Source organism: Micromonospora sp. MA102 (assembly GCF_025460765.1).
GTDB lineage: Bacteria > Actinomycetota > Actinomycetes > Mycobacteriales > Micromonosporaceae > Micromonospora > Micromonospora halotolerans.
Genome location: NZ_JAMWEG010000018.1, coordinates 83188 through 96862, shown reverse-complemented (window position 1 = coordinate 96862; position 13675 = coordinate 83188). Strand labels below are relative to the sequence as shown.

11 protein-coding genes are annotated in these 13675 nt (G+C 76.1%); 9 read left to right on the top strand and 2 right to left on the bottom strand.

All coding sequences use genetic code 11. The features are described 5' to 3' along the window. Window positions 1-35 precede the first annotated feature (35 nt). The gene (locus tag NFX44_RS27425) at window positions 36-971 is read left to right on the top strand and encodes a PfkB family carbohydrate kinase (RefSeq protein WP_262286486.1); all 936 of its coding nucleotides are present in this window, start codon (window positions 36-38) and stop codon (window positions 969-971) included. A gap of 46 nt (window positions 972-1017) precedes the next feature. After that, entirely contained in the window at window positions 1018-2010 is a 993-nt protein-coding gene (locus tag NFX44_RS27420; RefSeq protein WP_262286485.1) for a linear amide C-N hydrolase, read from the top strand. Window positions 2011-2053: 43 nt separating this feature from the next. Here NFX44_RS27420 and NFX44_RS27415 read toward each other — a convergent pair whose 3' ends face one another. Next, window positions 2054-3505 (bottom strand): LVIVD repeat-containing protein, encoded by a 1452-nt coding sequence (locus NFX44_RS27415; RefSeq protein ID WP_262286484.1) that lies wholly within the window; start codon window positions 3503-3505, stop codon window positions 2054-2056. Between the two features lie 138 nt (window positions 3506-3643). Between NFX44_RS27415 and NFX44_RS27410 the strand changes: the two genes are divergently transcribed. The 5 genes from NFX44_RS27410 to NFX44_RS27390 all read left to right on the top strand — a co-directional run bounded on the left by NFX44_RS27410 (window position 3644) and on the right by NFX44_RS27390 (window position 9975). Continuing rightward, window positions 3644-4354: a DUF305 domain-containing protein gene (locus NFX44_RS27410; RefSeq protein WP_262286483.1), complete on the top strand. Its 711-nt coding sequence runs from the start codon at window positions 3644-3646 to the stop codon at window positions 4352-4354. Window positions 4355-4677: 323 nt separating this feature from the next. After that, window positions 4678-5913, top strand: coding sequence for a sensor histidine kinase (locus tag NFX44_RS27405; protein ID WP_262286482.1), 1236 nt, complete (start codon window positions 4678-4680; stop codon window positions 5911-5913). Then, window positions 5910-6575, top strand: coding sequence for a response regulator transcription factor (locus tag NFX44_RS27400; RefSeq protein WP_262286481.1), 666 nt, complete (start codon window positions 5910-5912; stop codon window positions 6573-6575). The genes NFX44_RS27405 and NFX44_RS27400 overlap by 4 nt, the downstream gene beginning before the upstream one ends. A 149-nt stretch (window positions 6576-6724) precedes the next feature. After that, window positions 6725-7489, top strand: coding sequence for an ABC transporter ATP-binding protein (locus tag NFX44_RS27395; RefSeq protein ID WP_262286480.1), 765 nt, complete (start codon window positions 6725-6727; stop codon window positions 7487-7489). Between the two features lie 5 nt (window positions 7490-7494). Further along, window positions 7495-9975, top strand: coding sequence for an ABC transporter permease (locus tag NFX44_RS27390; RefSeq protein ID WP_262286479.1), 2481 nt, complete (start codon window positions 7495-7497; stop codon window positions 9973-9975). An 89-nt stretch (window positions 9976-10064) separates the two neighbouring features. Here NFX44_RS27390 and NFX44_RS27385 read toward each other — a convergent pair whose 3' ends face one another. After that, the gene (locus NFX44_RS27385; protein ID WP_262286478.1) at window positions 10065-11468 is read right to left on the bottom strand and encodes a serine/threonine-protein kinase; all 1404 of its coding nucleotides are present in this window, start codon (window positions 11466-11468) and stop codon (window positions 10065-10067) included. A 561-nt stretch (window positions 11469-12029) separates the two neighbouring features. Here NFX44_RS27385 and NFX44_RS27380 point away from each other — a divergent pair. Together NFX44_RS27380 and NFX44_RS27375 are read left to right on the top strand one after the other, a co-directional pair. Continuing rightward, window positions 12030-12671 carry an RNA polymerase sigma factor gene (locus NFX44_RS27380; protein WP_262286477.1) on the top strand — a complete coding sequence of 214 codons (642 nt, stop codon included), beginning with the start codon at window positions 12030-12032 and terminating at the stop codon, window positions 12669-12671. A 16-nt stretch (window positions 12672-12687) separates the two neighbouring features. Continuing rightward, window positions 12688-13470 carry a hypothetical protein gene (locus NFX44_RS27375; RefSeq protein ID WP_262286476.1) on the top strand — a complete coding sequence of 261 codons (783 nt, stop codon included), beginning with the start codon at window positions 12688-12690 and terminating at the stop codon, window positions 13468-13470. Window positions 13471-13675: the final 205 nt, after the last annotated feature.

Genomic DNA, 13675 nt, shown 5'->3' with positions numbered 1-13675 from the left:
GGCGTGACCGGCCACGGCCCGGGTATCTGCCCGGCATGGCCGGACTGGACGCGATCGTGGTGGGGCAGGTAGCGCGGGACCTCGTGCTGCGGGTGGACGAGGTGCCCGGCCCGTCCGGGACGGTCCCGGTGCGGTGCCGGCGGGAACTGCTCGGCGGCAAGGGCGCCAACCAGGCCGTCGGGCTGGCCCAGCTCGGCGTCCGGGTCGGGCTGCTCGGCGTGGTCGGCGAGGACGAGGTCGGCGACCGGCTGCTGGGCCAGGCCCGCAGCGACGGCATCGACGTCGCCCCGGTGCTGCGCCGGCCGGGCACGCCGAGCGCGCTCATCGTGGACGTGGTGGACGCCCGGGGCCGCTGGCGGTACCTGGAGGACATCCCGGAGGCGACCCTGCTCACCGAGGCGGACGTGACCGGCGCGGCCGAGGTGCTGCGGGCCGCCCGCGCGGTGGTCGTCCAGCTCCAGCAGCCGCTGCCGGCGGCGCTCGCGGCGGCCCGGCACGCCCGCGCCGCCGGCCGGCTCGTGGTGCTCGACGGCGCGCCGGACGACCCGGACGGCGCGGCGGAGCTGCTGTCCCGGGCCGACGTGCTGCGGGCCGACGCGCGGGAGGCCGGCCTGCTGCTGGGCGGCGACCCGCCGAAGGACGCCGAGGCGGGACTGGGCGCCGGCCGGGAGCTGGCGGCCCGCGGGCCGGCGCTGGTGGCGGTCGAGGTGGCGGGGGAGGGGAACGCCTTCGTCTGGCCGGGCGGGGAGCTGTTCGTGCCGTTGAGCGAGACGCCCACGGTGGACAGCACCGGGGCCGGGGACGCCTTCGTGGCCGCCGTCACGGCCGGCCTGCTCCGCGACGACCCGTACCCCCGGATCGCCCGGTACGCGGTCGCGGCGGCCGGCGCGACCGTGGGGCACGCCGGGGGCCGGCCCGCCCTCAACCGGGACGCGATCGAGACGCAGCTGGCCCGGATCCCCGACCGCTGACCGTCCGCCATGGACAACCGTCGCCGGCTCTTCTAGCGTCGCGGGCATGCGGAGGACCCTGCTCGCCACCGGGCTCGCCCTGCTCCTCGTGACCGGCGGCTGTGCCGAGAGCCGCCGGGCCGCCGCGCCGGCCGGTGCCGGCACGCCGAGCGCCTCGCGGCAGGACGCCGGCCAGGCCGAGCGGACCCTGGCCAGCCTGCGCCGGGTGGACGACCTGCCGCTGTACGAGATGACCTACGTGGGCGACTACGACCCCACCGTGGGCGTCGCGGGCACCCCGCAGGCGACCCCGTTCGGCTGCTCCCTCTTCGCCGCGGGCGGCGACCGGAGCCGGCCGCTGTTCGCCCGCAACTTCGACTGGGACGCGAACCCGGCGCTGGTGCTGCGCACCGACCCGCCGGACGGCTACGCCTCGATCTCCCTGGTGGACATCTCCTACCTGGGGGTCACGGCCGACCCGGCCGGCGACCGCCGGCTGCTGAACGCCCCGCTGCTGCCCTTCGACGGGATGAACGAGCGGGGCCTGGCCGTCGGGCTGGCCGCCGACGACGGCGCCACCGCCGCGCCGGTGCCCGGCCGGCCCACGGTCGGCTCGGTACGCGTCCTGCGCCTGGTGCTGGACGCCGCCGCCACGGTGGACGAGGCGATCGCCGTGTTCGGGCGCTACAACCTGGACTTCGACGGCGGCCCGCCGCTGCACTACCTGATCGCCGACGCCACCGGGGCGTCCGCCGTGATCGAGTTCGTGGACGGCGGGATGCGGGCCGAGAAGGGGCGGGGCGCCTGGCAGGCGCTGACCAACGTGCCGGCCGTCGGGGTGGCCGACCGGGACCTGCGCGACGACCACCGCTACGGGGTGCTGGCCGAGGCGCTGGACCGGGCCGGTGGCGCGGTGGACGCCCCGGCGGCGCTGCGCCTGCTCGACGCCGTGCGGCAGCCGCACACCCGCTGGTCGGTGACGTACGGGCTGCGCACCGGCGAGGTGCGGCTGGTCACCGCGGGCGGCGGCGAGCGCGGCTACCGCCTGCCGATGAGCTGAGCCGGGCCCGACCCCCGGGAGGGGGCCGGGCCCGGCCGGCGGGTCACCAGCTCAGGTAACCCGTCTGGGTCTGCACGTTCAGCTCGGGCACCCGGAACAGCTGCGCCAGCCAGGTACGCGGGTCGCGCAGCTCCAGCACGTCCAGGCCCTTCTGGATGTCGCTGGAGAAGATGTGGCCGTTGTACCAGTAGGCCGACCAGGAGCCACCGGTGCGGAGCTGACCGGCGTCCAGCGGACCCCGCTCCCAGAAGGCGATCTCCTTGGGGTGCCGGGAGTCGGTGAAGTCCCAGACCGAGATGCCGCCCTGGTACCAGGCCTGGACCATGATGTCGCGGCCGGGCACCGGCACCAGCGAGCCGTTGTGGGCCACGCAGTTCTCGGTGTCGGCGTTGGCCCGCGGGATCTTGTAGTAGCTGCGGAACGCCAGCCGGCGGTTGTCGCCGCGACCGGTGATGTCGTAGATGGCGTCCGCGCCGCGGTTCGGCCCGGTGACCTCGTTGCAGGTGGCGGCGCCACCGCCGCCCAGCTCGTCGGTGAACACCACCTTGGTGCCGGAGTTGTTGAACGTCGCCGAGTGCCAGAAGGCGAAGTTCTCGGTGTCGCGGACCCGCTCAATCACCCGCGGGGCCTCCCGGTCGGCGATGTCGAGCAGGATGCCGTCGCCCATGCAGGCGCCGGCCGCGATGTCCTTCGCCGGGTACGCGGTGATGTCGTGGCAGCCGGTGGTGGCCGACTTCTCACCGGGGATGCCCGGGTAGCCGCCGTCCGGGAACAGGTTCGGGGTGGCCACCACGGCCGCGTCGGTCGGCGACCGCAGCGGCACCTTCACGATGGAGATCGAGTCGTGCGGCGGCTGGCAGTCCGGGAACTCGGCCCGCGGGCTGTACGACGAGACGTACAGGTAGACGGTCCGCCGGTCCTTGCCCGGCACCAGGGTATGGGTGTGCGAGCCGCAGGCGGTCTCCACCGACTTGATGTAGCGCGGGTTGCGCTTGTCGCCGATGTCGAAGATCTTGATGCCCTCCCACGAGCCCGCCTCGGAGGCGGGCTGGGCGACGCTGCTGCAGGAGTCGTCGCTGCGGGACGAGTCGGTGGACAGGAACAGCAGGTCACCGTGGACGGAGACGTCGTTCTGGGAGCCCGGGCAGAGCACCTGGGACACGACGATCGGCGCGCTCGGCCGGGAGACGTCGTAGACGACGAAGCCGTCGTAGTTGCCGACGAAGGCGTACCGGCCCTGGAAGGCGATGTCGGTGCCGAACGCCGCGGAGGTGTCGAACGGCGCCTGCTTCGGCAGGTTGGCGACCTGGCGCAGGTTGGGGCTGCTGGAGATCTCGTCGACCCCGGGGACGGCGCTGTCCACGGTGGCCGGTGCGGCCTGCGCCCGGGGGATCTCCTGGGCGCTGCTGGGTGGGGCGGCGACGACGCCGGCGACGAGCAGGCCGGCGGCGGCGAGGCTGACGATCCGGGTTCGGGACGTGCGGATGCTGATCATCGGCGGCACCCTCCGAAAGGGGATGATGATTTGCCACACCTTACCGGCCGATGACATTCATCAATGTGATGCCGATCACATTCAGGCGGGATTGTCTATGGATAGGATCGCTCTCACCTCGACCGGAGGGAGTGCCGTATGACCGGCCGGCAGGGACGAGTCTGGCTCGCCGTCACAGCCCTGGCGGTGCTCCTGGTCGCGGCCGGCGTGGCGCTCGCCGGGCGGGGGGACAGCCGGCCCGCGGCCGGCCCGGCCGCCGCCACGACGGCCACCACCACGGCCACCACCGCCACCGCTGCGCCGCCGATCGACGCGCCGCCGGTTGTCGTGCCCGGCCGGCCGGGGGAGCCGGCGGCCACCCGCGCCGCCCAGGAGGTCCGCGACGCCGCACCGCCGCGCTACAACGGCCTCGACGTCTGGTACGTCCGGATGATGATCCCGCACCACCAGCAGGCGGTGGAGATGGCGACCCTCGTCCCCGACCGGGCCGCCGACCCGCGGGTACGCGCCGTCGCCGACCGCATCCGGGCCGCACAGGGACCCGAGATCGGGGTGCTGCGCGGCTGGCTGGGCACCCGCGGTCTGCCCGCCGAGGTCCCCGGTCACGACCACGGCACGATGCGCGGGATGCAGTCCGCCGAGGCCATGCGGCAGCTCGCCGCAGCCCGGGGCGCCGACTTCGACCGCCTCTTCGTGCGGATGATGACCGCGCACCACGAGGGCGCCGTCATCATGTCCACCGACCTGCTCAAGGTCGGCGTGGACCAGACCCTCCAGGAGTTCGCCAACGCCGTCGCCGTCGAGCAGTCCGCCGAGATCACCCGCCTCCGCGAGCTGATCGGCGCCTGACCTTCCGGATTTCGGCGACCTCCCGTTCGCCCCGAGCGCCAACTCTCCAAGTTCCGGCGGGCCCGCTCACCACGGCCCGGTCCGAGCGGCGGTGCGGTGGCGAGGCACTGACGACATCACGTTGGTAGGCGCCGGTCCAGGCACTTCTCCAGCGCGTCTTGAGAGGTCGACATCGGTAACGGCCGAGTGGCGTCACCCCCGCAGGGGCCGTCGTGGTCGGTCACGTGGGAGCAGCGGGCGTCGCCGCGCAGGGGCTCGGTGTCGTCGTCGTTGATCGGGCGTGACGCGGTAAGCATCGACCTGCGCGCGAGCCCGTACCCTGGGTGACCGTGGAGCGCATCGTCTTCGGCCGCCCGCTGCGCAGCGTCGCGTTCGACGTCGCCGTCTCCGGGCTGGTGGCCCTCTTCGCCGTCCTGGGGATCTTCGTCGAGAACGGCGGCGTCGCTCCCACGGCCGTCGGCCTGGTGATGGCGCTGGTCCTGCTGTTCCGGCGGACCCACCCGTCGGCGGTGGCCGCCGGGGTGGCCGTGCTCGCGTTGCTCCAGGTGGTCGTGGGCTGGGGCCCGCTGGCCTACGACATCGGCGTGCTCATCGCCCTCTACAGCGTGGTCAAGTACGCCGACCGGCTGCGCGACGGCGTCCTGGCCGGGATCGTCGCCGCGATCGGCGTGCTGCTCGCCGCCGCCCAGATGCCCGGCCCGGCGCCCTGGTGGGCCGGCGCGCTCTACTACGGCCTGGTCACCGGCGCGGTCTGGCTGGTCGGCCTGAACGTGCGCACCCGCCGGCTCTACGTGGTGAGCCTGGAGGAGCGGGCCACCACGCTGGAACGCGAGCGGGAGGCCGAGGCCCGGGCGGCGGTCGCCGAGGAACGCACCCGGATCGCCCGCGAACTGCACGACGTCGTCGCGCACAGCATGGCCGTCATGATCGTGCAGGCCGACGGGGTGCGGTTCACCATCGACCGCGACCCGGACACCGCGCGGGAGGCGGCCAAGGTGGTGGCGGACACCGGGCGGCAGGCGCTGGAGGAGATGCGGCGCCTCGTCGGCGTACTCCGGGAACCGAGCCGGCCGGAGCCGGCGGCCGCGCCGGCCGCGCCCGACGCCGCCCTCGACGCCGAGCCGGCGCACCGGCGGCCGGCCCTGGTCGAGCTGCCCGACCTGCTGGACCGCTTCCGCGCCGCGGGCCTGCGGATCACCGACACCGCCACCGGCACGCCGGTCGCCCTGCCGCCCGGCCTGGAGCTGACCGTCTACCGGGTGGTGCAGGAGAGCCTCACCAACGCGCTGAAGCACGCCGGCGTGGGCGCGGCGGTCGAGCTGCGCCTCGACTGGTCCGCGGACGCCGTCGTGGTCCGGGCGGTCGACGACGGGCGCGGCCGTCCGGTGGTGCGGCCGACGCCGTCCGGCGGGCACGGCCTGGTCGGCATGCGCGAGCGGGTCGGGGTGTACGACGGCAGCCTCGCCGCCGGCCCCACCCTGGGCGGGGGGTGGCGGGTCGAGGCGCGGCTGCCGCTACCGTCGGCGTCGGGCTCCGAGGAAGGGAAGGCGGCGGCATGAGCGTCCGGGTGGTGATCGTCGACGACCAGGCGCTGGTGCGCGCCGGGTTCCGGATGGTGCTCGACTCCCAGCCCGACCTCGCCGTGGTCGGCGAGGCCATCGACGGCGCGGACGCGCTGCGGGTGCTGGACCGGGTCGAGGCCGACGTGGTGGTGATGGACCTGCGGATGCCGACCATGGACGGCGTGGAGGCCACGAAGCGGATCTGCGCCCGCCCGGCCGAGCGCCGCCCCCGGGTGCTGGTGCTCACCACCTTCGACACCGAGGCCGACGCGTTCGCCGCGCTGCGGGCCGGCGCCAGCGGTTTCCTGCTCAAGAACGTGCCGCCGGAGGACCTGCTCGCCGCCATCCGGGTGGTCGCCGAGGGCGACTCGGTGGTGGCCCCGTCGATCACCCGGCGGCTGCTCGACCGGTTCGCCGGGCAGCTCGGGCCGGCGCCCACCGAGGATCCGCGGCTGGCCCAGCTCACCGAGCGGGAGCGGGAGGTGCTGCTGCTCGTGGCGCAGGGGCTCTCCAACGCCGAGATCGCCGCCCGGGTGCACGTCGCCGAGGCGACCGTGAAGACCCACGTCGGCCGGATCCTGGCCAAGCTCCAGCTCCGCGACCGGGTCCAGGCCGTCGTGCTGGCGTACGAGAGCGGGCTGGTCACCCCCGGCGGCTGACCCGCCGTACGACCTGGGTCGTACGGGTCCACCCGGTCGGGGGCGACCACCGGCGTACCGAGGTCGAGCGCGCAGGTGGAGATCATCGGCGGGGTGCCGCCCCTAGCGTCGGAAGGGTCTTCAGGACCCTGCCCGACAGGAGCACACCGTTGTCCGCAATCACCACCACCGGCGTCGCCGTCACCGCCCGTGAGCTGCGCAAGGAGTACGGGGCCGGCCCGCACCGGGTCGTCGCGCTCGACGGCGTCGACCTCGACCTGGCCGCCGCCCGGTTCACCGCCGTGATGGGCCCGTCCGGCTCCGGCAAGTCCACCCTGCTGCACTGCCTCGCCGGCCTGGACCGGCCGTCCGCCGGCAGGGTGCGCATCGGCGACGCCGACCTCGCCCGCCTGGACGACCGCCGGCTGACCCGGCTGCGCCGGGACCGGATCGGCTTCGTCTTCCAGAAGTTCAACCTGCTGCCCACCCTCACCGCCGAGGAGAACATCGTGCTGCCGCTGGCCATCGCCGGCCGGCGGCCCGACCCGGAGTGGCTGCGCCAGGTGGTGACCGCGGTCGGCCTCGCCGACCGTCTCCGCCACCGGCCCGCCGAGCTCTCCGGAGGCCAGCAGCAGCGGGTCGCCGTGGCCCGGGCCCTGGTCACCCGGCCGTGGGTGATCTTCGCCGACGAACCCACCGGCAACCTGGACTCGCGCTCCGGCGCGGAGGTGCTGCGGCTGCTCCGCGAGGCGGTGGACACGCTCGGGCAGACCGTGGTCATGGTGACCCACGACCCGAAGGCCGCCGCCCACGCCGACCGGGTGGTCTTCCTCGCCGACGGGCGGCTGGTCGACGAGCTGCACGCCCCGACCGCCGGTGAGGTCGTCGACGCGCTCACCCGGCTCGAGGCCGGCGCGCCGGCGGCGGGGCGGTGACCGGGATGCTGCGCCTGACCCTGCGCCAGATCCGCGCCGACGGGCTGCGCCTGCTGCTCTCCTCGCTGGCGATCGTCCTCGGCGTCGCCTTCGTGGCCGGCACCCTGATGCTCACCGACGGCATGCGCGCCGGGGCCTACGAGCGGGCCGGCGCCTTCGACCGGCACACCGACCTGGCCGCGTACGCGGGCAAGGCCCCGCTGCCGCCGTCCCTGGTCGACCGGGTGCGCGCGGTCGACGGGGTGGCCGCCGCCGAGGGGGAGCTGACCGGCACCGCCGGGGTGGTGGGCGCCGACGGGCGGCCGGTGCTCGGCTACGCCGTGCTCGCCGCGATCCCCACCGACCCGGCCCTCCAGTCGTACGACGTCGTCGCCGGGCGGCTGCCGCAGCGGACCGGCGAGCTGGTGCTCGACGAGGAGACGGTCGCCGACCAGCACTTCGCCCTCGGCAGCCCGGTGCGGGTCGGCGGGAACGGCGGGCCGGCCCGGCCGTACACGCTGGTCGGCGCCGTCGACGTGGCCGGCAGCTCGCGCGACGTCGGCGGCCCCTTCATCGGCCTGGCCGGCCCGGACGCCCTCGCCGTGGGCGGGGAGCGCGGCTATGGCCGGATCATGGTGGCCGCGCGGCCCGGCGTGGACCGGGCGGCGCTCGCCGACCGGGTCCGCGCGGCGGTCGGGCCGGCGGTCGCGGTGCGGGACCGCACGGCAATCCTCGACGAGGCCGTCGCGGACGCGGTCCGCGACCGGCGGCAGTTCGAGCTGTTCCTGGGCACCTTCGCCGCGGTGGCGGTGGTGGTCGCCGGCTTCGTGATCGCCAACACCTTCGCCATCGTGCTCGCCCAGCGGTCCCGGCGGACCGCGCTGCTGCGGCTGGTCGGCGCCACCCGGGGGCAGGTGCACCGGGCCGCCCTCGGCGAGGCGGCGCTGACCGGGCTGCTCGCCTCGGCCGCCGGGGTGCTGGCCGGGGTGGGCCTGGCCGCGGGCCTCGGCGCGCTGCTGTCCACCCTCCACGCGCCGGTCGGCGCCGCGGTCACCGTCACGGCCCGGACGGTGCTGCTCTCCCTCGGGCTCGGGACGCTGCTGACCGTGGTGGCCGCCGCCGTGCCGGCCTGGCAGGGGACCCGGGTCGCGCCGGTGGCCGCGCTGACCGACGCGGCCGTGCAGCCCGCCGGGCGGGCCGGCCGGGTGCGGCTCGTGGCCGGAGCGCTGGTCCTCGCCGCCGGGGTGGCCGCCCTGGCCGGCGCGGGAGCCCTCGGCCAGGTGCCGCTGGTCGCCGCCGGCGGGGTGTTGGCCTTTTTGGGCATCGTGCTGTTCGGCCCGGTGCTCGTGCCGGCCCTGGTCCGGCTGCTCGGCCTGCCGGCCCGCCGGCTGCTCGGCGTGCCGGCCGCGCTGGCCGTGGCGAACGCCGTGCGCAACCCGCGCCGGGTCGCGGCCACCGCCACCGCCATGGTCATCGGCATCGGCCTGGTCTCCGCGTTCGTGGTCGGCGCGGGCAGCGCGAAGGCGGGCATCGAGCGCGCCGTTGACGCGGAGATCGGGGTGGACTTCGTGGTCACCGGGATCGGCGGGGACCTGCCCGCACCGCTGGCCGGGGAGCTGGCCGCCCGGCCCGAGCTGGGCGTGGTGCACGAGCAGCGCAGCCGGGTCGTCGACGGGATCGAGGTGCGCGCCGCCCACCCGGCGCTGGTCCGGCGGACGCTGTCCGCCGTGGACGCCGGTGACCCGGCCGCCCTCGGTCCGGGCACGGTGCTGGTGCACCGGGAGCTGGCCGCGGCCCGCGGCTGGTCCGTGGGCAGCAGCGTCCCGCTCGCCGGTCGCTCGTTCCGGGTCGCCGCCGTGGTGGCCGACGACACCCCGGCCCTGGCGGGCAGCCCCGTGCCCGCCGGGCACGTGGTGGACGTCGCCGACGCCGACTTCGCCCGCCTCTTCCCGGCCGAGCGCGGCCACCTTGCCGAGGTGGACCCCGCCGACGGGGTGTCCACCGACGCCGCGCGGGTCGCCGTCGAGTCGGTGCTCACCCGCTATCCGACGGTCAACCTGCTGGACCAGGCGGCCTACAAGAAGATGCTCACCGGCACGGTGGACCTGGTGCTCGGCTTCGTCACCGCCCTGCTCGGCCTGGCCGTGGTGATCGCGCTGATCGGCGTGGCGAACACGCTCACCCTGTCGGTGGTGGAGCGGACCCGGGAGAACGCGGTGCTGCGCGCCGTGGGCCTGACCCGCGGCGGGATGCGGGCGGTGCTCGCCGTCGAGGCGGTGCTCACCGCGCTGGTCGGCACGCTGCTCGGCGTGGCCCTGGGCACCGGTGTGGCCGCCGGCGGGATGGCGGTGCTGGCCCGCATCGGTGGGGACTTCACCCTGGTGCTGCCGTGGGGGCGGCTCGGCCTGATCGTCGCGGTGGCGGTGGTCGCCGCGCTGGCCGCCTCGATCCTGCCGGCCCGGCGGGCGCTGTCCCGGCCGGTGGTGGCGGCCCTCGGCGCGGAGTGAGCGTTGGTCGCCCTGAACGCCTCGAGCCGGTCCCGCGACAGACGCGGGGCCGGCTCCGGGTCCCGGTGCTGCTGGGTCCGGGTGCCGGGTCAGCGGTCGGACACCGGCTGGGCCCCGCCGCCCTCGCCCCCGCCCTCGCCGCCGGGCCCGGGCTCAGTGGCGGTTGACGTGGTCTCGCTCGGTGTGGTGGGCGGCGTCGACGGCGGGGTGCTGCTCGGCGTCGTGCTCGGTGGGGCCGGCTGGGTCGACGGGACGTCGGACGGGCTCGGCTGGGCCGATCCGCTCGCCGAGGGGCTCGGCGTCGCCGAGGCCGAGGTCGACGGCCGGCCGGTGGGGCGCACCGGGCGGTAGTCGTCGTCGACCCCGCCCGTGGGCGGACCCTCGGTGACCGCGGCGTCCGCGACGGAGTTGCTCGGGGCAACCGCCGGTGCGGTGGTGTCGAGCCGGGTGGCCGGGGCGTCGGCATTCTTGGCCGCGCCCAGGGCCGCGCCCAGTGCGGTCAGCGCCACCAGCACCGCGGCCGCCGCGCCGACCAGCGTGCCGCGCCGGCGCGGGCGGCGGGCCGGCGCCACCAGGGCCCCCGGCGCGGCGGCGGTCAGGTCGTCACGGGTGTGGCTCGACCCGGTGGCGCCGCGCAGCGTCATCGGCACCATGGCGGTGGGCGACTCGGAGCCGGCCGCGCGCGCGGCCTCGGCCCTGGCGGCGGCGGTGGGGAAGCGGTCCGCCGGGTCCTTGGCCAGGGCCCGGGCCACCAGGTCCCGGACCGGCTGCGGGATGTCCTCCGGCAGCTCCGGCGGCTCGTCGTCGAGGTGCCGGACGGCCACCTGCAGCGGGTTGTCCCCGGTGAACGGCGGGCTGCCGGTGAGGCAGCAGTAGGCCACCGCGCCGAGGGCGTAGACGTCGGTCGCGCCGGAGACCGGCCGCCCGGCGGCCTGCTCGGGAGCCATGTAGAGGGCGGTGCCGGGCACCGCGTTGGTGCTGGTGATGCTGGTCACGTTTGTCGACCGGGCGACCCCGAAGTCGACCAGGACGACGGTCCCGTCGTCCTGCACGAGCAGGTTGCTCGGCTTCACGTCGCGGTGGACGATGCCCCGGGCGTGCGCCCCGTGCAGGGCCTGGGCCACCTGCGCCACGATCGACATGGTCTCGCCGACCCCGAGCTGCCCGGCGGCCTCGATGCGCCGGGAGAGGGGCTCGCCGGCCACGAACTCCATGACCAGGTAGTCGGCCCGGCTGCCGTCGGGCAGTTCGTCCTCACCGCAGTCGAAGACCTGGACCACGCCCGGGTGGCGCAGCGACGCCATGATCCGTGCCTCGGAGCGGAAGCGGGCGATGAAGTCGGGATCGGAGACCAGCGCGGGCAGCAGGACCTTCACCGCGACCGGACGGCCGAGCACCAGGTCGGTGGCACGCCAGACGTCGCCCATGCCGCCGGTGGCGACACGGTCATCAAGGCGGTACCGACCGCTGAGTACGACGTCGGAAGTCAACACGTCAATACCGTACCCAGACCGGCCGCGGAGTATTTCCCGCGATATCTCCCGTCACGACCGGCGGGCGGCCGGAGGAGCCTGGGCCGAACGGTCAGCCGGTCCCACGCCGATCGGCTGACCGTGACGAATCGCGTACGATCGGGCAGGAAAATGTGCCCGGAGGTTCGTCGGTCCGGCTCCGACCTGGTGTTTCGTCCCGGTTTACCGCCGCCGCAGCGCGCGACGGGCGGCATTCGTTACGCCGACGCGCCGCCTCGGGCCGTAGACAAATGTCACTCTTTCTCCGGCAGGTGGGACCTTGTCGAACCCGCCGGCCGCTCCTAGCGTTGGCCCGGCTCCCGGCCGCCCCACGACGCCGGTACGGTATGTCCGCCGACGGCCGTCCTCACTCCCGGCGGTGTCCATACGCGCGCCCGCACCCTCCCGGTGCCGGCGCCGATCAGGCCAGCGGGGGGCTGATGGTGCGGGTGGAGGTCCGGTCGACCGACCGGGCGGGCGTCGGGCACGCCGGCACCGGTGGCCGCCGGCGTGGGCAGTCGGCACGGCGGGAACGGCGGATTCATGACCGGTGAGCTGAGCGAGGCGGTCGCCGCCGCGCAGGCGGGCGACGAGGAGGCGTTCCGCTTCCTCTACCGCAGCCTGCAGCCCGGCCTGCTGCGCTACCTCACCGCCCTGGTCGGCGCCGACGCCGAGGACGTGGCCTCGGAGACCTGGCTGCAGATCTCCCGCGACCTGCCCAGCTTCACCGGCGGCGAGTTCCGCGCCTGGACCGTCACGATCGCCCGCAACCGGGCGATGGACCACCTGCGCCGGCAGCGCCGGCGGCCCGCCCTGCCGGTGCCCGTCCAGGCGCTCAGCGAGCTGGCCGGGGACGCGGACACCGCCGAGCGGGCCGGCGAGACCATCGGCACCGAGAGCGCCCTGGCCTTGATCGCCAGCCTGCCGCCCCGCGAGGCGGAAGCGGTGCTGCTGCGGGCCGTCATCGGGCTCGACGCGGAGACCGCCGGCCGGGTGCTCGGCCGGCGGGCCGGCGCGGTGCGCACCGCCGCGCACCGGGGGCTGCGGCGGCTGGCCGGGCTGCTGGAGCGGGCCGATCAGGATCAACCGGCGGACCAGGCCGGGGGAGCGACGCCGCCCCGCCCCCGTACCGGCCGGGGACGGCAGGCGCCGCAGGCGCCCAAGGCCGAGCCGGCGGACGGCTGACGTGGAGGGATACGGAATGAGTTCTGGCCGGTCCGACCGCCCCGCCGACCGGGCGGAGTCGGAGCGCCTCCTCGACGCGGCCCGTGCCGGGGTGCCTCCGGAGGCGCCGGCCGGCCCGCTGGCGCACCTGCTCGCCGCGGCAGCCGCGCCGGGCACCACGGCGGAACTGGCCGGCGAGGAGCAGGCGCTCGCCGCGTTCCGTGCCGCCCGGGCCGACCCCATGCCGGCCGTGCCGCCGCGGCCACGCCACCGCCTCCGGCTCGGCGCGGTCCTGGCCGGGATCGCGGCCACCGCCACCGCCGGGGTCGCCTTCGCCGCGGTGAACCTCGACCGGGCCCCGGAACCGGCGCCGCCGCCGGCTCCGACCACGCCGGGCGGCAGCACCGGGGGCGCGACCGAGCCGGGCTCCCCGACACCCTCCGAGGGCGCGACCCCGACCGGTGGGGCCTCCGGCGGCGTCCCGTCCACCGCCCCGTCACCCGGTGGGCCTGGCGGGTCCGGCAAGCCGGCGAGCGCCGGTGACCTCGCCGGGCACTGCCGGGCCTACCTGGCGAAGTCCGACGAGCAGCGGGCCAGGGCGCTGGAGAGCGCCGGGTTCGCCGATCTGGTGACCGCCGCCGGCGGCGCCGACTGGGTGGAGGGCTACTGCCTGGCGCTGGTGCCGGAGCAGTCCCCGGAGCCGAAGTCGGTGCCGTCCCCGGAGCCGAAGTCGACGCCGAGGTCGGAGCCGGAGCCGAGGTCGACGCCGAAGCGGAAGTCCGAGCCGAGGTCCGGGCCCGGGTCGACGGCGAAGCCGTAGTCCTCGGCCGGCGCGCGGGAGGCGGCGCCCGCCGCGGCCGCCCCCTCGCCCCGCCGTCCCGAATGCCCGGCGCCGCCCACGCCGCAACCGGATTCCGGACAAAAATTCATCTCCCCGGGCGCGCGGATTCCGTCTGCTAGACAGAAGATGGTGGGACCCGCCGACGCCCGGCCGTCACGGCACGGGCGCCGGCCGACAGCGTGGT